A 16,366-nucleotide genomic window follows, 5' to 3' on the forward strand; every position below is an offset into this window, starting at 1 on the left:
CCGACGCGACTCGAACGCTCGATCGGCGGCGTCCGCCCTGCAGGCTCCTGCCCGGGGGTTATCCCCGGCGTCGTGGAAGTCGGGTCGTATGTACCGCGGCGCGACGGTTCTCGAGGCGATCCGCGACCTCGTTCCGGCGTGGGCCGGCGCCCTCGCTGCGGCGGTGACACAGCTCGGCGACGGCTGGTTTCTCCTCATGCTCGGAATCGGCGCGTCGTGGGCCGTCGCGTGGCGGCGGGCGACGGGAGAGACGACGCCGTTCGAGTGCGATCGACCCGCTCGACGACCGGACGGCCCGTGGGTCGTCGCTGTCATCGTCGGCGGGCTAGCAGTGATGACCGCCCTGAAACACCTCTTCGCGCTCCCGCGGCCGGACCTCGCGACGCTCGATCCGGCCGCGCTTCCGTCGTCGACCCGGTCGCTCTACGCGTCGATCGCGAGCGCCGACGGCTACGGTTTTCCGAGCGGTCACGCGGTCGGCGCGACCGTCACCTACGGCCTGTTCGCGCTGGCCCTCGAGGCCGGGACGCGACGACTCCGGCTCGCGGTCGCCGCAGTAATCGTCGCCGCGGTCTGTCTCACCCGGCTGATCCTCGGCGTTCACTACCCGCTCGACGTCGTCGCGGGGGTCGTCGTCGGCGGCTGCTATCTCGCCGCGGCGTGGCGGCTCCTCGAGCGGTCCCCGTTCGATCGGACGCTCACCGCGTTCGCGCTCGCCCTGGGGCTGGCCGCCGCGGCGATGGTCGCCAGCGGACGCGCGGACAGCGCCGTCGAGTACGCCGCGTTCGCGGCCGGGGCGCTCGCGGGCTGGATCGCCGGTACGTCGGGGACGACGGTCGAGTCGACCTCTCTCGAGCGGTTTCCGACGGAGCCGTCGGCGGGAATGCTGGTGACCGCGTTCGTTCCGCTGGCTGCCGTCGGCAGCGTCGGTGCCCTCAGCGGTCGCCCGAAACTGGTCGCGTCGGCCGCGCTCCTCGGACTCCTGTCGGTGTTGCCGGCCGTGATATTTCCGCGACTGACGGCCGTCGAGACAACGACGCGCTGAGGCCCGCGCCACGGCGAACGCAGGCCCAATCCGTTTGCGACTCCCTCTCGTCAGTTCACGTATGCCAGACGACAGTCGCGAGCTCGGCGTCGAACTCGGCGACCTCCAAGGAAAACTCGAGGCCGAGGAGTACCCGATCGGCCACGACGAACTCCTCGAGGAACACGGCGACGAGACGGTCGAGATGAGCGGCAACACGACGACGCTCGAGGACCTCATCGGCCCGCTCGGCGAGGACGAGTATCGGGACTACGGAGAGGTCGAACAGGCGATCATGAACATGGTCGGCGACGAGGCGATCGGGCGGAAGAACTACAGCGACCGTACCCCGCCCGCCTCTGGCGAAGACCGGCAGGACGAGGGCGCACCGGATCAGGGTGGGCAGGAAGAGCAGGAGTCGTTCTGAAATTCGCGTTACACCGGGAACGTCGGGGGCTCTCCCGTGTGACGACCGGCTCAGAGTCCGTTTAATAGGGTGAGAGTAACCGATCCGATACCGATCAGGGCGGCGGCGCCGGCGGCCGACTCGAGCGAAACGTCGTGGGTTTCGGCAGTGCCACCCGCGAGAACGTAGACGCTCCAGCCGACCGCGACCACCTGTACGAGCAACGGAACCACGGCGAGACCGAGTTCCGCCTGCACCGCCTCGACCTCGGCCGCGAACTGAGACGGATCGGTCGCGTCGATCGACAGCGACTCGATTTTCGATCGGGCGAACAGATACTTGAGGGGGAGACCGAGGAGATCGGGGACGTACGCCCAGCCGGCGACGGCCAGCGCGTCACCGAACGTCCCGGTCGACGAGCCGCTGCCGCCCAGCCAGTGCATGACGGCCGCGACGACGAGCCAGGCGATCACGAGACTGAACGCGGTCATCGGAATCACGATCGAGAAGGCCTGACTCCGAACGCCCTGTGGGAGCCCCGTAACCTGATCGAATACCAGCCGGACGACGGCGTAGATGAACACGAGGTTGGCAGCGCCGAAAAGGGCGAACGCGAGTAGCCCATCCCGACGTGCGTTTTCGCGGGCCGAGAAGTACCCGCCAGGATCGAAAAGCGGTGTGCGTGGGGGCATAATTCAACGTCATAGCCACTCATTAAAAATATGTCTATCGTATCGAGTACTACTCGAATTTCATCGACGGTTCTGAATAGGCACCGTTGAGTGCGTGTAGCGCTCGCTCAGTCGTCGTCCCCGGCGTCGACTTCGGTTCGGGCCTGCCTGCGCTGGGCGCGCTCGATGAACTCCTCCGGAAGCTCGTCGATCTCGCCGGCTTGGACTCCCCAGAGGTGGGAGTAGAGGCCGCCGTTCTCGAGGAGTTCCTCGTGTGTCCCCCGCTCGACGATCTCGCCGCCCTCGAGGACGAGCACCTGATCGGCGTCTTTGATCGTCGAGAGCCGGTGGGCGATGGCGAACGTGGTCCGGTCTTCCGCGAGGTCGTCGATCGAGCGCTGGATGAGCATCTCCGTCTCGGTGTCGACGTCGCTGGTCGCCTCGTCCAAAACGAGGATGTCTGGGTCCTTGAGGATCGCGCGGGCGATGGAGATCCGCTGGCGCTGGCCGCCCGAGAGCTTGACGCCCCGCTCGCCGACCTCGGTGTCGTAGCCCTCGGGGAGGTTTTCGATGAACTCGTGGGCCTCGGCCATCTTCGCGGCCTCGATCACGTCCTCGCGGTCGGCATCGAAGGTGCCGTATTTGATGTTCTCCTCGACGCTGCCGTAGAAGAGGAACGTGTCCTGGCTCACGTAGCCGAGCGACTCGCGCAGACTCCGCAGCGTCACGTCCCGGACGTTCTGTCCGTCGACGCGGATCTCGCCCTCGTCGACGTCGTACATCCGCAAGAGGAGTTTCAGGACGGTCGACTTGCCGGCACCGGTCGGCCCGACCAGTGCCAGCGTCTCGCCGCCGTCGACGGTGAAGTCGATGTCCTCGAGGATCCGCTCGTCGTCATCGTAGCCGAAGGACACGTCGTCGTACTCGACGCGACCCTCGGTCACCTCAAGGTCGGGAGCGTCGGGTTCCTCGCCGACCCGGTTGGGTTCGTCCATCAGCCCGAAGATGCGGGCGCTCGAGGCGCGAGCGCGCTGGTACATGTTGATGATCTGCCCGAACTGTGCCATGGGCCAAATAAAGCGCTGCGTGTAGAGGATGAAGACGACGAACATCCCGTTGCTCAGAGTGCCCGAGAACGGGCCCGGCGGACCCGAGATGACCCAGAGGCCGCCGACGAGGAAGGTGATGACGAAGCCGATTCCCGCGAGGACGCGCAGGCCGGGGAAGAACTTGATCCGCGTGCGGATCGCGCCCCAGTTGGCGTCGAAGTACTGTCGTGAGACGTCCTCGACGCGGTCTGACTCGTAGGACTCGGTCGTACTGGACTTGATGACCTGAATCCCGCCGAGGTTGTTCTCGAGTCGGGAGTTGACTTTCCCGACGGTCGAGCGAACCTGCGCGTACTTGGGCTGGATGGTCTGGATGAAGAGGTAGGTGAAGACGGCGATCAGCGGCACCGGCAGGAGCGCCACGAGCGCCAGTTGCCAGTTGATCGCGATCAGCAGGCCGCCGATGCCGAGGACCATCACGAGCAGCCGAAAGAGGGAGTTCATCCCGTCGTTTAAGAACTTCTCGAGGCGGTTGACGTCGTTCGAGAGGATCGACATCATCTCGCCGGTCTGTTTGTCGGCAAAAAAGCCCATGTCCAGGCGCTGCATCTCGTCGTAGGTGTCGGTCCGGATGTCGTGCTGGACGTTCTGTGCGAACGTGTTAAAGCCCCAGTTGCGGGTCCAGTGGAAGATCGCGGAGAGAAAGAACGCCCCCGCGATGATCCCGATCGTCAGCCAGAACTGGGCCAGTCGCCCCTCGGGGACGTAGGGGGCGACGAGCCCGCCGCCGACCGGGAACGCCTCCGCGTAGGGAATGTCCTGCCGGATCACGGCGTCGAGTGCAACCCCGAGCATGAGCGCCGGCAGCAGATCAAGCACTCGGGCGAAGATGCTCGCGATAACGCCGACGACTGCGGCACCCTTGTAGTTCGATCCGTACTCGAGAAACAGGCGCTTCATGGGGTTCTCGATCTCTTCGCGCTGCTCCTCGAACGGATCGTCCTCGTCCCAGTCGGCGCCACTCATTGTCCGCGTTTCGGGGACCGCCGGCAATAAGGATTACCTACGAATCGAAATAGGCCGTCGTGGCGACCGCCGGTGGCGCGGTCACGTCGCGGTCGGTCGTCGCGGCGACCCGGTCGAGCGACCCGGACTCGGCACTGGTGATGATCGTCTGATTCGACTCGAGGTCGATCTGGACCTCGTCGCCGACCTCGATCCCCGTCTCGTTCGCGTAGCCGCGTGGCACCTCGAGGACGAACTGACCACGGCCGGAGTACTCGAGATCGTTTCCGTCCTCGTTGGGCCCGGGCGCGCGGGCGTGGTGAATCGTCGTGATCTCGCCATCCGCGTCGATGAAGATGATGTCGATATCGAAGTCCATCTCGCGCATCACGTAGGTCAGGTCGTCCTCGTCGCCGTGGATGAACAACATCCCGTTACCCGACTCGAGGGAGTCGTGATTGCTCAGTCCGGTATGCCGTTCTCGACTGGAGTCTGCGATCTCGACATCCACGACGGCTTTGGGTTCGCGGTCGTCGTCGGCGGTTTCGTTGCTCGTTTCATTGTCCGCTTCCGCGGTCGGTTCACCGTCTTCCTCGTCGTCGAAGACGCGGACCTCCCCGCTGTCAGGCCCCCATGGAGCAGAGACCACGCCGGCCTGAACGAGGACGACGCCGACGATAGAGAGGACAGCAATGACGAGTAGCCCTTTCCATACGTACTCGAGTGCCATGAACGATACCTGCACCGCGAGAGAGTAAAGGTTATTCGGACGGACGCACTCGTTGCGGGTGCGGGCTCGTGGTCTAGCTGGTCATGACGCGGCCTTTACAAGGCCGAGGTCGGTGGTTCGAACCCGCCCGAGCCCATTTCTGTGGCGAGCAACACCGCGAGCCACAGAACTGTATACGAGGGCTGTTCGAACCCTATCAGTCGCGCGCAGCGTAGCGAGCACGTCTGATTTCGGTTCGAACCCGCCCGAGCCCACTATTGCTATCGCGAACAATCCGTGAGCGACAGCATCGTGATGGGAGGGCGGTTCGAAGTAGACGAGACGCGCACAACGTAGTGAGCACGGCTTCGCGTTGTTCGAACCCGCCCGAGCCCTTTCGATAGCCGAACACGAGCAGCGACCATCTGCCTCGAGTCCGATCGAATCAGAGACGATTCACCGCGACTGCGGTTCGCACTCGCTCGAGTCGCTCTGGCTCCGTCCAAACTGCTCGCCCGCTTCGACTCTGTGCCCCGTGTCGAGCCAACGCGTACCGGCCGTCCCCCTCGAGCAAGGAATAGCAGCGGGAGACCAACGACCGGAGAAATGCCCTCAAGCCAGACTCAGCGCCCTAATCAGGGACTATCACGACCACCGACGCGTGCTTCGGGGGTAGTCACTGCTTGAGTCGCGCCACGTTCTCCCGGATCTGGCCGAGGAGGCCGTCACCCGACTCGGTCTGGAGGGCGGCGTGTAGCGTCGAGTTCTCCGGTTCGTCTTCGACGACGATCCGGAGGTAGGGCTCGAGTTGCGCGAAGTTGTCCGCGAGGACGACGGTGTGGTTGTCCTCGTCGTGGTCGACGACGCCCGCGTCGTCCAGTTTCGGGACGTGGCACTGGACCGACGAGACGTAGACGCTCTTGTACTCGTTTTTCGCGACTTCGTCCGGGGGAACGTCGTGTTCCCACCCCGCGACCGTTTCGGCCAACGTCGACAGCTCGATGGGGTCTTCTTGCCCGCGCAGTGCGTAGAGAAGATATCGCCGGCGGCGGTTCGCCAGCAACTCGAGGATCGTGTCAGCGGAGAGTTCATTCTGTTCTCGGCTCGAGGTAAGGGCTTCCATAACATGATATTACCCCCCGAGGCGCAAAAGGGTGTCTTGAATATCCGAAATTCCAACAGACGGCGGGTAATCCCGTATAGAGATTCCCGTATTGTCTCCGTTACTCGGTTTTCGATGCCGTACTCGAGCAGTGAGCGAATCTCTTGTTTATCTTGTAATTGAGGTGAGACGACGATCCCGATTCGAAATCCTTTTTTATACCATGGACGGAGGAAGGAGTAGGCCGCCTTAGCTCAGACTGGGAGAGCACTCGACTGAAGATCGAGCTGTCCCCGGTTCAAATCCGGGAGGCGGCACTTCTCGCGGCGAACAACTTCGTGAGCCGCGAGTGTTCGATCCGAGCGGATTTGAACTAGAGAACACGCAGCGCGAGCAACGCGAACGACCGTGTTCGCGTAGTTCACAATTCGGGAGGCGGCATACTTTCTCGGTTCCATACCGTAACCACAAATCCCCTGTTCAGTAGTCTCTGCGCCGGTGTTTGCAAGGTGATGAGCACAGGTGCAACTGATCGAGACCGCGTCTCGAGTTCGCGGCTCGCTACCGCTTCGCCGAGCGCGGTCGCGGTCCGTTGTCCGCGTGCGACTGGTAGATCGAGGACGGCGACGGGAGTCAGTAGGCTGTACTGAACTCGAGCGAGACCGTGGCCGCGCAGATGCTGGTGTGACAATGAATCGTCAGCACACGACGTGATTTGGACGGAAAAGTGGCATATCCACAACCTGTTTGTGCGAGACTCGAGCGTCTCGGCGAAAATTTCGGCTGCACCTGTTACGCTCATATAGATTTATTTATTCTGAATTCTTCGGTCGGGATCATGGTTGATCAATCAACGGTGACGCGTCGCCGGTTCCTGACGACCGGGACCGTCGCCGCAGTGGGGGGAATCGCGGGCTGTTCGGGGGTGCTCGAGTCTGATGCGGAGTCGGAGCCGCCCGGTGATACCGAGACGGCGGCAGGGTCCGACTACAGCGGGCCGTTACAGGTGAGCGGGATCGAACGGGTCGACGACGGTGGCGGACGGACGGTTCGAGTCGCCGTAACGATCGAAAATACCGGCGCAGAGGCCCGTCAGGCCGACCTCGTTGTCACGTTGTCTCACACGGAGGCAGAGGGATCGATCGATCGCGATCGGCCCGTCTTGTTGGCGGCCGGAATCGAGCGAGAGGTTATCCTCTCGTTCCGGCCGCAGTTCTTCGGGGAGGACGGTATCGACCGTCCGGAAAACGGTGAATTCCGCTTCGATGGGACCTTCCGGAACGACGAGGTCCGCGAGGCGTACCCGGGGCTCGTGACGCCGTCCGAACAGGCCGCTATCGACGGCGGGAGCGCGTGGCCCGGTATCGCCTACGATCCGGGCGCGACCGCGTACAACCCGGGGACGGAGGCACCTCGCTCCGAGCCGACGGCGGCGTGGACTGAGTCGGCGGTCGAGTACGCCTTCAGCGAGTCGGGACCGGTCGTCGCGGACGGTACCGTCGTCGCCGGCCGGTCCGTGCGGGCGCTGTCTGTCAGCGACGGCGGCGAGCAGTGGGTTCACGAGGGTCCCGCTCGAACCAGTCCCCTCGCGGTCGGCGACGGTGTCGTCGCGTTCGGGACGCCGGAAGACGTTCGCGCCCTCGAGGCGGAAAGCGGCGAGGTCCGGTGGACCGTCTCGTCCGATGGCGATATCTGGCACGGAGCCCCGACCATCGCTGACGGCCGAGTGTACACGACGAACGGGCAGCTACACGCGATCGATGCGGCCGCGGGCGAGGTTGACTGGACGGCAGACGTCGGGGGACCGCTGGCGGGGCCGCCCCCGGTCTCCGACGGCGTCGTCGTGGCCGGCGGCGACCCGCTCCGTGCGATCGACGCCGAGACGGGGACCGTCCGATGGCGCGTCTCCGGTGGCGAACCGGTCGCCGCTGCGGCGGTCGCTTACGACACCGTCTTCGCTCTCACCTCCTCCCAACTGATCGCGCTCGATCTGGCCGAGGGTCGCATACGCTGGTTCGCACCGGGCCCCTTCCACGGAGAACGGATCGCCGTCGGGAACGGGTCCGTGTACGCACAGCGTGCAAACGACTATCGAACGGTCTCTCTCGACGCCGCGAACGGTACCGTCGAGTGGGTGTCCGGAGCGACCGACGGCGTACTCGGACCGCCGTCGGTCTCGGACGGAGTGTTGGTCGCCACCAGCGAGCAGGGGACCCTCTACGGGCTCGACACGGAGACGGGCGAGACGCTCTGGTCGATGAGCGTCCCGTCGGGCGTTCCGGGATCGCTGTCGGTGGCGGACGGGGTCGTCTACTTCAACGAACCGAACGGACCGTTACGCGCACTGAGCGTCGAGGACTGAATCGCTGCGACGGTCTCTCGTCGATCTACCGGCTCGATATAATCGACTGGGAAACGTGATACGATAATTTATTATTCTCTCGGAATAATTGGCAGTCGTGACCGTACTCGAGATAGTCACGGAGATGATCGAGGGGTACAGTTCCGGTGGAACCGAGGAGGCGGTGGCGGAGGGTGTCGAGGAGACTGCGGAAGAAGCGACCGGTCGGGATCTCTGACGACGGCCACCAAATGACGTATTTCGTCGTCGGTGCTGCCATCGTGTTTATCGGACTGCTCCTCTGTCTCGTTACTCGATAACCGGCATTCCGTTCGGGGTAGCCTACCCCTCAAGAGGTGCGAGGCTGTCAGTACGCCCGTGAGTAGCAACTCGATCACAAACGAGAGCGACACGTTCGAGATCGGCGATTCGACCGTCCACCGGCTGGGATTCGGCGCGATGCGGCTCACCGGCGAGGATATTATCGGCGCGCCCGACGACGAGGACCTCGCGCGCGAGGTCGTTCAACACGCCGTCGACTGTGGCGTCGACCTCATCGACACGGCCGACTCCTACGGCCCCGCCGTGAGCGAGCGACTCATCGGCGAGGCGATCGGCGACCCGGACGACGTGCTGGTCGCGACCAAGGCGGGCCTGTTGCGCAACCGCGACGGCGACTGGATCGCCCACGGCGATCCGGACTACATCCGGAATCAGGCCCTCACGTCGCTCGATCGGCTCCAGACGGACACCATCGACCTCTACCAGTTCCACCGGCCCGACGACGAGGACACCCCCTTCGAGGACTCCGTCGCAGCCTTCGCGGAACTCAAAGACGAGGGCGTCGTCGACGAGGTCGGCGTCAGTAACGTCTCCGCCGAACTCCTCGACCGGGCCCGCGAACAGGTCGAAATCGCGACCGTCCAGAACCGGTACAACCTCAACGACCGCGGGAGCCGAGAGGTCCTCGAGATTTGTGACGACGAGGGCATCGGTTTCATCCCGTGGGCTCCGATCAACGGCGACGATCTGGACGAACACGGCGATCTCGTCGACGAGATCGCCGAGGAACACGACGCGACCCGCCGACAGGTCGGGCTGGCGTGGCTGCTCGAGCGCTCCGAGGTCATCCTCCCGATTCCGGGGACGTCGGATCCGGACCACCTCGAGTCGAACATCGCCGGCTCGCAGCTCTCGCTCAGCGAGGACGAGGTACAGCGACTGACCGAGGCGGCGGACTGAGTCACCCCGTTTTCGATTCCAGCCGAGTCGGCCGGACCGGCTCGAGCGGGGCCGAAGCCGTTAGCCGTCGAGTTGGGCAGCGATACGCTGGGAGAGCGCGGTGAGGTAGAACGAGCCCCAGACCGCGGCGACGACGGCCCCGACGACGTCGTAGACGAGGTCGACGATCGTATCGCTCAGGCCGTGCTGGGCGACGACGGCCCCGATGCCGAGTTGCTGTGCGCTCCAGTCGAGGGTGAACTCCAGCAGCTCCCAGACGACGCCGAAGGCGAGGACGAACACGAGGATGAACGCGAACAGCATCGCCGGCGGGACGTAAATCTCGTCGGTGTGGAGGTCGATCGCCCGGACGACCGCGTAGCCCGCCGCGGCGACGATCGACGCCGAAATCGTGTGCGTCAGGCTATCCCACGGGCTGATGAGCGCATACAGTCCGGCCGAGCCGAGCACGTGGAGGAACACCGCCGCGGTGAGCCAGAACACGAGCCCCGGCTCGAGCGTGAGCCGGTAGTCCCGCTCGAGGAGGGCGGGGAGGAAGGTGATCGCGAGCGCGATGGCGGCGTTCGAGACCGTCGTCAGATCGAGGGTGACGAGCCCGTACAGCAGGAGGATGCCGAGGGCCACCTGCATGATCCGGGAGAGTCGCCTGACCGTCGATTCGGGGGCGTCTAACTGATCGCGGATCAGGGTCGGGACGGGGTCCGGTTCGGAATCGGGCGAGGTCTCCCGCGGCGTCGGCGTCCGCTGGGTCTCAATGTCGTCGCTGTAGGACCCGAAGTACCGACTGAAGACGACGCTCGCGAACAGGCCGGCGATCGCCGCGTACGCGAAGTTGACCATCAGGTCGTGATTGGCCGCGTCCTGTGACCGCCCGTCGAGAATGTAGTTCGTCCCGAACGTCACGTCGGCGAGCCACTGGGCGACGTGCCACGCGCCGGCGACGGCCAGCGTCGTGAGCACGACCAGCACGACCGCGAACGCGTGGTTCATCCGGACGGCCGTGAACCGATCGATCTCGACGGTGGCGACGAGCGCGATCGCGGCGACGGCGACGTAGATGGCGATCGAGGTGAGAAACGTCTCGCCGAGTATCGTCGCGTCGACGACGGGGAGCAACACGAGGACCAGCAGCTCCCAGGGCGGCATCACGAGCGGATCCCGAAACGCGACGGCCGGGAGCAAGACGATCGCGACCGCGAACCCGGTAAAGGCGAACCAGCGGTACGAGTCGCCGAGCCCGTGATTGAGCGCGAGCACGACGAGCGCGAACGTGATCACCCAGGCGAGCGCCGCGTTCTGCTGCGTTTTGCCGAACATCTCGCCGTGCTGGGTATCCGCCATACGACGCGCTACGGGCCGGCGCTCCTAAACGCGGGCGCATGACAAAGCCGCCGAACGGTCCCATCGCAGTGTCTCGAGACGAGTCCCCCTCGAGGAAGGTATCGTAGCCACTGAAACGAATTTAACACTGATCGCAGCGCAGTCCGGCGATCAGGTGTGCAGTGGCTTTCAGTGGCTTCTATAGCCCTGTTCAGTACTGTTCCTGCACCGCGTCGATCTGGCACTGGATACAGTGGTCGTCGGCGACACAGGCGATGTTGTCGTACGGGCAGTCGTACTCCTCGACGTCGACGGAGAGACGACGTTTCGCGTGCTCCCACTCCGTCTCCCAGTCGTCGATATCCATCCCGGCGGAGGTAAAGACGATGTCGCCGTCCCTGTCGACGATCTTCGCGACCGTGACCGAGCGGTGGTGTTCCTTGACGACGGCGATCGCGTCCTCGTACGATGGACAACGAACCCGCTCGGTTCCGCTCTGGTCGTCTAACAGCCGAACGACGATGGAGCCGTCGTACTCCTCCGTGGGCTCCAATCCGCGAGTCATGTCTGCTACTGGCGGAACAATATATAAAAAACTGCGCGTCAGCGAACTGGTTCGTCCTCAGAGTTCGATCTGTCCGGGTGCGAGAATCGAACCACGCCGAGACGTGCTCGCTGCGCTGCGCGCGACTCGTCTGGTTCGATCTCGGTCGGATTTGCGCCGCTCACGGATTTGTTCGCGGCGACAAAGTCCGGGTGCGAGAATCGAACCCGCGTCTCAGCCTCCACAAGGCTGAAGGATAACCACTACCCCAACCCGGACACGTGTACAGGTTATCCTACGGCCGGTTGGACTCAAATACGTTACGACTCTCCGATACGGTGTGGGGAGCCATACCGCGCGATTTCGGCATCCGTGTGTGAGCCGTGATAGCTTGGAACACTCGAGTCCGGTCGCGACCGAGACGTTTTTCGACCCACAGCCCCTAGGACCGCCAACGCGTGGCTATCACCGACAAGATCTACATCAAGAACCACCGGCAGCTCAGCTCCCAGCTCGAGACGAACATCCCCAAGGGAGCGTTCAAGGGCGCGACGCTCGATATGCTCTTTCAGGGCGACGGCCTCGAGAAACTCGACGACGCGACTCGCGATCGGGTGCTTGATTTCACGCAGGACTTCCTCGACTGCGGCTGTGACAACAATCCCTACTGTGGCTGTCCGGAGCGGAAGTTCATCAAGTACCTGCTCGAACTACGCGCACAGGGGCTCGGCCCGGACGCGATCGTCGACGTGATGACTGACGACTACATGGTCTATGCCTACTCCGGCGACGTGCTCTCCTTCCTCGATAACGGCGTCCGAACCCTCGAGGCCGCGGAGGGGCTCGCTCGCGTCGACGGCGCGGACGAGAAGTACGACGAGATCCGGCAGGCGAAACGGGAACTCGAGCGATAACGGGACTGCGGGCTCTCAGCCATGACCGCCGGCAGTGCTCGATACCAGTCGCAGTACTCTATCCGTCGCTGCCGTCCGTCCTCGTTATCGTAACTGATACGATTCGTCTTCGTCTTCTAACTCGTCTAACTCGTCGAGCAGCAGTACCTCGTCTTCCTCGTCCTCGAGTCGGTCCTGCAGGTCGTTGACGTAGCCCTTGTACTCGTCGAGTTGCTCTCGGAGGTGCTCGGCCTCGAGTTCGAGTCGCTCGTGTTCGCGGATGAAGCGCTTCGGGACTTCGACGGTCGGTGGGAACGAAATCTCGTCCCCGTCCTCACTGGTCCGGGCCTCGAGGTCGTCCTCGGGCACGACCTCGACCTGCCCGTCGTGCTCGACGAGTTGGTCGACGTAATCCCGGAAGACCGCGGACAGCGAGATGTCGCGTTCTTCGGCGATCGCCTGCAGGGCCTCGAACGCGTCCTCGTTGACCCGAAACGAGATGGTCTTGTTCTTGTTCCCCATCGATACCCCTAGTCGTCGTTCACGACACTTAACCATTTGTCAGACGCGGGATTCGATCGGCGAAGAGCGGGCCGCAGATCCCGGTCGAACCGATTCGGCGCTCGACCCGGCAGGCTATCCATCTCGAGGCCCAATCGACGGTTAATGCTGTCCGACACGCTGGGACTCCACCACGTGACGGGGATCGTCGGGGACCCACAGGAGGCGATCGACTTCTACAGCGGCGTCCTCGGCGTTCGACTCGTCACGCAGACGGTCAACTTCGAGGATATCTTGCAACATCACCTCTATTTCGGCGACGCCTCCGGGACGCCGGGGACGGTCCTCACGCACTTCCCGGACCCCCACGGCGATCCCGGCCGACCCGGCAAGCCCCAGATCGAATCGGTCTCGTTCGTCGTCCCGGCCGAGTCGCTCGCGTACTGGGAAACCCGACTCGCGGATTACGACGTCGCAGTTGAGGGCCCGCTCGAGCGATTCGACGAGCGGGTCCTGCGGTTCGAGGACCCCGCAGGCACCCGCATCGAACTCGTGGCCGGCCCGCCGGTGCCGACCGATATCGAGCCGTGGACCGCGGGCCCCGTCCCGGCGGACCGCGCACTCTGTAGCCTTCACGGCGTTTCCACGCTGTCGGTCAACCCCTACGCGACCGCGGGGACGCTCGAGACGCTTGGGTTCGAGCACGACGCGGAGGAGGGCGACCGAATCCGGTATCGCGCGTCCGGATCGCGAGCGACCGTCGTAGACGTGCTCGATCGGGAGGCCGGATTCGGCCGCGAAGGGACCGGAACGCTCCACCACGTCGCGGTCCGCGTCGAACGCGAGGACGACCTCCACGAGTGGCGGGAACTCTTCGACGACCGCGGCTACGACGTCTCCCGGGTCAAGGACCGGCACTTCTTCCACTCGCTGTACGTCCGCGAGCCGGGCGGGATTCTCTTCGAACTGGCAACCGAGACCGGCGGCGTCGCAGCGAACGAGGGAACGAACGAACCCGGCGAGTCGCTCTATCTCCCCGACTGGTTCGAACGAGACCGCGACCTGATCGAAAGTCAGTTGCCGGCGCTGACGGTTCCGACGGGCGGCGGTGACGATACGCCATGACGGACTCGACCCGATCGATGAACGCCGTCTCGGGACCCCACGCCGGCCGACCGCTAGTCACCGCCGGCGCGCCCGCACTCGCCGCGGAGGCTGCGCTCGTCTGTTGTCACGGCCGCGGTGCGACCGCACAGGGCGTCATCAACCTCATGAAACCGGTCACGCGCCACGGCGTCACCGTCCTCGCGCCCCACGCGGAGCGAGGCCGCTGGTATCCGAAGCCGTCGACCGCACCGCGAGCCGACAACGAACCGTGGCTCACCTCGAGCGTCGACTGCGTCGCGGCCGCACTCGAGAAAGCGCGCGCGATCGATATCCCGCCCGAGCGGACCGTCATCGCCGGCTTCTCGCAGGGTGCCTGCGTCGCCGCGGAGTTCGTCCGACGCAGTCCGGCCCGCTACGGCGGTCTCGCCGTTCTTTCGGGACTGCTCCCCGGATCGACCGAGGAACTCCGTTCGACCGGGATCGACGGCTCGCTCGAGGGGACGCCGGTCCTCGTCGGCTACGGTGCGGACGATCCGCACGTCGACCGCGAGCGGGTCGCCGAGACGGTCCGCGTCTTCGAGCGAGCGGACGCCGCAGTCGACGAGCGGTGCTATCCCGAGACGGGCCACGAGGTCACCGACGACGAGTTCGACGCGATCGGCGCGATGCTCGAGGCCCTGCTATAGACTCCACGCTCACGGTTCGAAAACAAAGAGAACGGCCGGTGGCTCGCTGCCTCAGACCGTCGCTTCCGGGTCGTCGTTCGCCTCGACGGTCTCGAGGCTCTCGAGCGCCTGAATCACGTCGTTGCGGTAGTTGACGACGGGCGAGTCGTAGCGCTCGCGGGCCATCTCGGCGTACTCGTTCGTCGGTGCGGTCGAGCCGCTTTCGGGCGCTTCCTGTTCCGCTTCCCACTCCTCGAAGGCCTCGATGCGGTCGAGCGTTCGCTCGGCGGTTTCGACGACCCAGCGGTCGCGGGTGGCGTCGTCGACGACCGCGATGGACTCGGGTCGCAGGGAGACGTTGACGGTGCCGTCGTCGGTCTCGTAGGTGCGGGGTTTGCCGACGATGGAGACGTAGGCCGGCGGTTCCGTGTCCCGCAGGACCGAGGCGGCCTCGGGCTGGTACTGGCCGGCGTAGACGAAGAACGTCCCGGTCGGGTCGACGACCCGGCCGCGCCAGTACTCGCTGTCGTCGCCGACGTCTTCGGTTTCGGTGAGGGTGCCGGCGACGAACACGCGGTTCGCGCGGTCGCCCGTCGGGAGCAGCGCGTAGTTGGGCGCGCGCTCGTCGTCGCTCTCTTTGAAGGTGTACGTCGAATCGTTGAATTCGGATGCGAAGACGCGGCGGGCGACTTCGCGGGTGAGTTCTGACTGGCTCATTTCACATCGACCTCGCTTTGATCAGCAGTTCCTCCGGATCCGCCGGCCCGTCGAGTTCTTCGACGTCGTCGGCCAGCACGTAGCGGCCGAACGTCGGCCCCTCGATGCGGTAGTAGGTGCCGATAATGTCCTCGGCGATCTCGTCGGCGACGACGGTCGTATCGAGCGCGTCCATCGCCATGTCCTTTGCTTCCTCGAGGCTCAGCCCGGTCAACTCCTCGGTGGCGTCCTTGTCGAAGATGACCTCGTGGGCGTCGATGCCGTCGTCGACGACGGCCTTGATACGGAGGTCGAATTCCCCCTCGCCCTCGCCGTGTTCGTTACAGCGGCCGTTCTGGAGGACGCGGGTACAGCCCTCCTCCGGACAGCGCTTGATCAGTCCGCTGCCGCTCTGCATGTCGACCAGTGCGCCCTCAATCTCGCTGGTGTCGTTGCCGACTTCGAGGTCCTCGTCGAGTTCCTCGATCACCGTCGTCGAGTTGAGTTTGACCGAGTACCGGCCCTGATACTCGTCGGTGACGACGTTGCGAAGCTCGTAGACGCCGCCTTCCTCGAGCGCGGGGAGATCGGATTTGGCCCACTTGGTGAACTTGATCGTCCCCGTCGGGTCGCCCAGCAGGCCGACCTGTGCGACCGAGTCGCTGCGGGGATCCCAGAGTTCGATGACCTTCGCGGTGAGGTCGATCCACTCCTCGGGTTCGTCGACGTCCTCGACGTTCGCCGCCTCGCTGTCGCCGCTCGAGATGTCCTCTCGTTCGAGGCCGGCCTCCTCAAGGTAGTGGTTGGTGACGCTCCGGCGCGCCTCATCGATCGGTACTTTGTATTCGTCGACGAGCGTGGTCAGGCGCTCCTCGACGTCCTCGACGCTCACGTCGTCGAGGTGGTCCGAAAACTGCTCGTGGATGTCGTCCGCGTGTTGTCGTACGTCGCTCATTGTGTCTCGCCTCCTCTTTGGTTTCACTGGGAGGCATACGTCCGTTCGCGCCCGATAGTATTTAAATTACGGGGACCGGAGTGAAAGTGAACGTCGGCGGAAGAAACCGACGGACGGCGTCGATGGGCCGATTCAG

The 16,366-nt window shown here is 64.6% G+C and carries 16 protein-coding genes and 3 tRNA genes; 9 read left to right on the top strand and 10 right to left on the bottom strand.

Translation table 11 applies throughout. The features are described 5' to 3' along the window. The first annotated feature begins 88 nt into the window (after positions 1–88). Positions 89–1,045, top strand: coding sequence for a phosphatase PAP2 family protein (locus ACT4ML_RS05130; RefSeq protein ID WP_444719900.1), 957 nt, complete (start codon positions 89–91; stop codon positions 1,043–1,045). 61 nt (positions 1,046–1,106) lie between these two features. Beyond that, positions 1,107–1,451: a DUF5789 family protein gene (locus ACT4ML_RS05135; protein WP_444719901.1), complete on the top strand. Its 345-nt coding sequence runs from the start codon at positions 1,107–1,109 to the stop codon at positions 1,449–1,451. A 50-nt stretch (positions 1,452–1,501) separates the two neighbouring features. On the opposite strand, the gene ACT4ML_RS05140 is transcribed toward ACT4ML_RS05135, so the two are convergent. The 3 genes from ACT4ML_RS05140 to ACT4ML_RS05150 all read right to left on the bottom strand — a co-directional run bounded on the left by ACT4ML_RS05140 (position 1,502) and on the right by ACT4ML_RS05150 (position 4,885). Next, positions 1,502–2,122, bottom strand: a complete 621-nt coding sequence (locus ACT4ML_RS05140) for a Yip1 family protein (RefSeq protein WP_444719902.1) — start codon at positions 2,120–2,122, stop codon at positions 1,502–1,504. Between the two features lie 107 nt (positions 2,123–2,229). Beyond that, positions 2,230–4,176 carry an ABC transporter ATP-binding protein gene (locus ACT4ML_RS05145; protein WP_444719903.1) on the bottom strand — a complete coding sequence of 649 codons (1,947 nt, stop codon included), beginning with the start codon at positions 4,174–4,176 and terminating at the stop codon, positions 2,230–2,232. Positions 4,177–4,213: 37 nt separating this feature from the next. Continuing rightward, complete coding sequence (locus tag ACT4ML_RS05150) at positions 4,214–4,885, bottom strand: DUF192 domain-containing protein (protein WP_444719904.1); 672 nt, start codon at positions 4,883–4,885, stop codon at positions 4,214–4,216. A gap of 62 nt (positions 4,886–4,947) precedes the next feature. On the opposite strand from ACT4ML_RS05150, the gene ACT4ML_RS05155 reads away from it, so the two are divergent. Next, positions 4,948–5,021: transfer RNA gene (locus ACT4ML_RS05155), tRNA-Val, on the top strand. 519 nt (positions 5,022–5,540) lie between these two features. On the opposite strand, the gene ACT4ML_RS05160 is transcribed toward ACT4ML_RS05155, so the two are convergent. After that, positions 5,541–5,987, bottom strand: coding sequence for a DUF7344 domain-containing protein (locus tag ACT4ML_RS05160; protein WP_138246294.1), 447 nt, complete (start codon positions 5,985–5,987; stop codon positions 5,541–5,543). A 222-nt stretch (positions 5,988–6,209) separates the two neighbouring features. On the opposite strand from ACT4ML_RS05160, the gene ACT4ML_RS05165 reads away from it, so the two are divergent. The 3 genes from ACT4ML_RS05165 to ACT4ML_RS05175 all read left to right on the top strand — a co-directional run bounded on the left by ACT4ML_RS05165 (position 6,210) and on the right by ACT4ML_RS05175 (position 9,549). After that, positions 6,210–6,283, top strand: a tRNA-Phe gene (locus ACT4ML_RS05165). Positions 6,284–6,804: 521 nt separating this feature from the next. After that, positions 6,805–8,328 (top strand): outer membrane protein assembly factor BamB family protein, encoded by a 1,524-nt coding sequence (locus tag ACT4ML_RS05170; protein ID WP_444719905.1) that lies wholly within the window; start codon positions 6,805–6,807, stop codon positions 8,326–8,328. A 357-nt stretch (positions 8,329–8,685) separates the two neighbouring features. Beyond that, entirely contained in the window at positions 8,686–9,549 is an 864-nt protein-coding gene (locus tag ACT4ML_RS05175; RefSeq protein ID WP_444719906.1) for an aldo/keto reductase, read from the top strand. Positions 9,550–9,609: 60 nt separating this feature from the next. On the opposite strand, the gene ACT4ML_RS05180 is transcribed toward ACT4ML_RS05175, so the two are convergent. The 3 genes from ACT4ML_RS05180 to ACT4ML_RS05190 all read right to left on the bottom strand — a co-directional run bounded on the left by ACT4ML_RS05180 (position 9,610) and on the right by ACT4ML_RS05190 (position 11,691). Then, a complete protein-coding gene (locus ACT4ML_RS05180) occupies positions 9,610–10,890 on the bottom strand; it encodes a hypothetical protein (protein ID WP_444719907.1) in 1,281 nt (426 codons plus the stop codon). A gap of 190 nt (positions 10,891–11,080) precedes the next feature. Beyond that, on the bottom strand, positions 11,081–11,434 hold the full coding sequence (locus tag ACT4ML_RS05185) for a hypothetical protein (protein ID WP_444719908.1): 354 nt from the start codon (positions 11,432–11,434) through the stop codon (positions 11,081–11,083). A gap of 185 nt (positions 11,435–11,619) precedes the next feature. After that, positions 11,620–11,691 (bottom strand) — tRNA-His (locus ACT4ML_RS05190). 180 nt (positions 11,692–11,871) lie between these two features. On the opposite strand from ACT4ML_RS05190, the gene ACT4ML_RS05195 reads away from it, so the two are divergent. Further along, positions 11,872–12,327, top strand: a complete 456-nt coding sequence (locus ACT4ML_RS05195) for a DUF5814 domain-containing protein (protein WP_444719909.1) — start codon at positions 11,872–11,874, stop codon at positions 12,325–12,327. 84 nt (positions 12,328–12,411) lie between these two features. Here the strand turns inward: ACT4ML_RS05195 and ACT4ML_RS05200 are convergent, their stop codons facing one another. Beyond that, a complete protein-coding gene (locus ACT4ML_RS05200; protein WP_138246287.1) occupies positions 12,412–12,828 on the bottom strand; it encodes a ribbon-helix-helix protein, CopG family in 417 nt (138 codons plus the stop codon). Between the two features lie 144 nt (positions 12,829–12,972). On the opposite strand from ACT4ML_RS05200, the gene ACT4ML_RS05205 reads away from it, so the two are divergent. Continuing rightward, on the top strand, positions 12,973–13,932 hold the full coding sequence (locus ACT4ML_RS05205; RefSeq protein ID WP_444719910.1) for a VOC family protein: 960 nt from the start codon (positions 12,973–12,975) through the stop codon (positions 13,930–13,932). Next, on the top strand, positions 13,929–14,600 hold the full coding sequence (locus tag ACT4ML_RS05210) for an alpha/beta hydrolase (protein ID WP_444719911.1): 672 nt from the start codon (positions 13,929–13,931) through the stop codon (positions 14,598–14,600). The genes ACT4ML_RS05205 and ACT4ML_RS05210 overlap by 4 nt, the downstream gene beginning before the upstream one ends. A 51-nt stretch (positions 14,601–14,651) precedes the next feature. Here ACT4ML_RS05210 and ACT4ML_RS05215 read toward each other — a convergent pair whose 3' ends face one another. Together ACT4ML_RS05215 and ACT4ML_RS05220 are read right to left on the bottom strand one after the other, a co-directional pair. Then, positions 14,652–15,296, bottom strand: coding sequence for an RPA family protein (locus ACT4ML_RS05215; RefSeq protein ID WP_444719912.1), 645 nt, complete (start codon positions 15,294–15,296; stop codon positions 14,652–14,654). A gap of 1 nt (position 15,297) precedes the next feature. Further along, entirely contained in the window at positions 15,298–16,230 is a 933-nt protein-coding gene (locus ACT4ML_RS05220) for a replication factor A (RefSeq protein ID WP_138246283.1), read from the bottom strand. Between the last annotated feature and the right edge of the window lie 136 nt (positions 16,231–16,366).

This window comes from Natrinema sp. LN54, assembly GCF_052439245.1.
In the GTDB taxonomy this organism is placed as follows: domain Archaea; phylum Halobacteriota; class Halobacteria; order Halobacteriales; family Natrialbaceae; genus Natrinema; species Natrinema versiforme_A.

Coding starts and splice junctions, on each gene's coding strand:
- ACT4ML_RS05215 (WP_444719912.1), bottom strand. CDS start 15,296: ATGAGCCAGTCAGAACTCACCCGCGAAGTCGCCCGCCGCGTCTTCGCA.
- ACT4ML_RS05220 (WP_138246283.1), bottom strand. CDS start 16,230: ATGAGCGACGTACGACAACACGCGGACGACATCCACGAGCAGTTTTCG.
- ACT4ML_RS05170 (WP_444719905.1), top strand. CDS start 6,805: ATGGTTGATCAATCAACGGTGACGCGTCGCCGGTTCCTGACGACCGGG.
- ACT4ML_RS05135 (WP_444719901.1), top strand. CDS start 1,107: ATGCCAGACGACAGTCGCGAGCTCGGCGTCGAACTCGGCGACCTCCAA.
- ACT4ML_RS05160 (WP_138246294.1), bottom strand. CDS start 5,987: ATGGAAGCCCTTACCTCGAGCCGAGAACAGAATGAACTCTCCGCTGAC.
- ACT4ML_RS05205 (WP_444719910.1), top strand. CDS start 12,973: ATGCTGTCCGACACGCTGGGACTCCACCACGTGACGGGGATCGTCGGG.
- ACT4ML_RS05150 (WP_444719904.1), bottom strand. CDS start 4,885: ATGGCACTCGAGTACGTATGGAAAGGGCTACTCGTCATTGCTGTCCTC.
- ACT4ML_RS05140 (WP_444719902.1), bottom strand. CDS start 2,122: ATGCCCCCACGCACACCGCTTTTCGATCCTGGCGGGTACTTCTCGGCC.
- ACT4ML_RS05200 (WP_138246287.1), bottom strand. CDS start 12,828: ATGGGGAACAAGAACAAGACCATCTCGTTTCGGGTCAACGAGGACGCG.
- ACT4ML_RS05210 (WP_444719911.1), top strand. CDS start 13,929: ATGACGGACTCGACCCGATCGATGAACGCCGTCTCGGGACCCCACGCC.
- ACT4ML_RS05180 (WP_444719907.1), bottom strand. CDS start 10,890: ATGGCGGATACCCAGCACGGCGAGATGTTCGGCAAAACGCAGCAGAAC.
- ACT4ML_RS05145 (WP_444719903.1), bottom strand. CDS start 4,176: ATGAGTGGCGCCGACTGGGACGAGGACGATCCGTTCGAGGAGCAGCGC.
- ACT4ML_RS05130 (WP_444719900.1), top strand. CDS start 89: ATGTACCGCGGCGCGACGGTTCTCGAGGCGATCCGCGACCTCGTTCCG.
- ACT4ML_RS05185 (WP_444719908.1), bottom strand. CDS start 11,434: ATGACTCGCGGATTGGAGCCCACGGAGGAGTACGACGGCTCCATCGTC.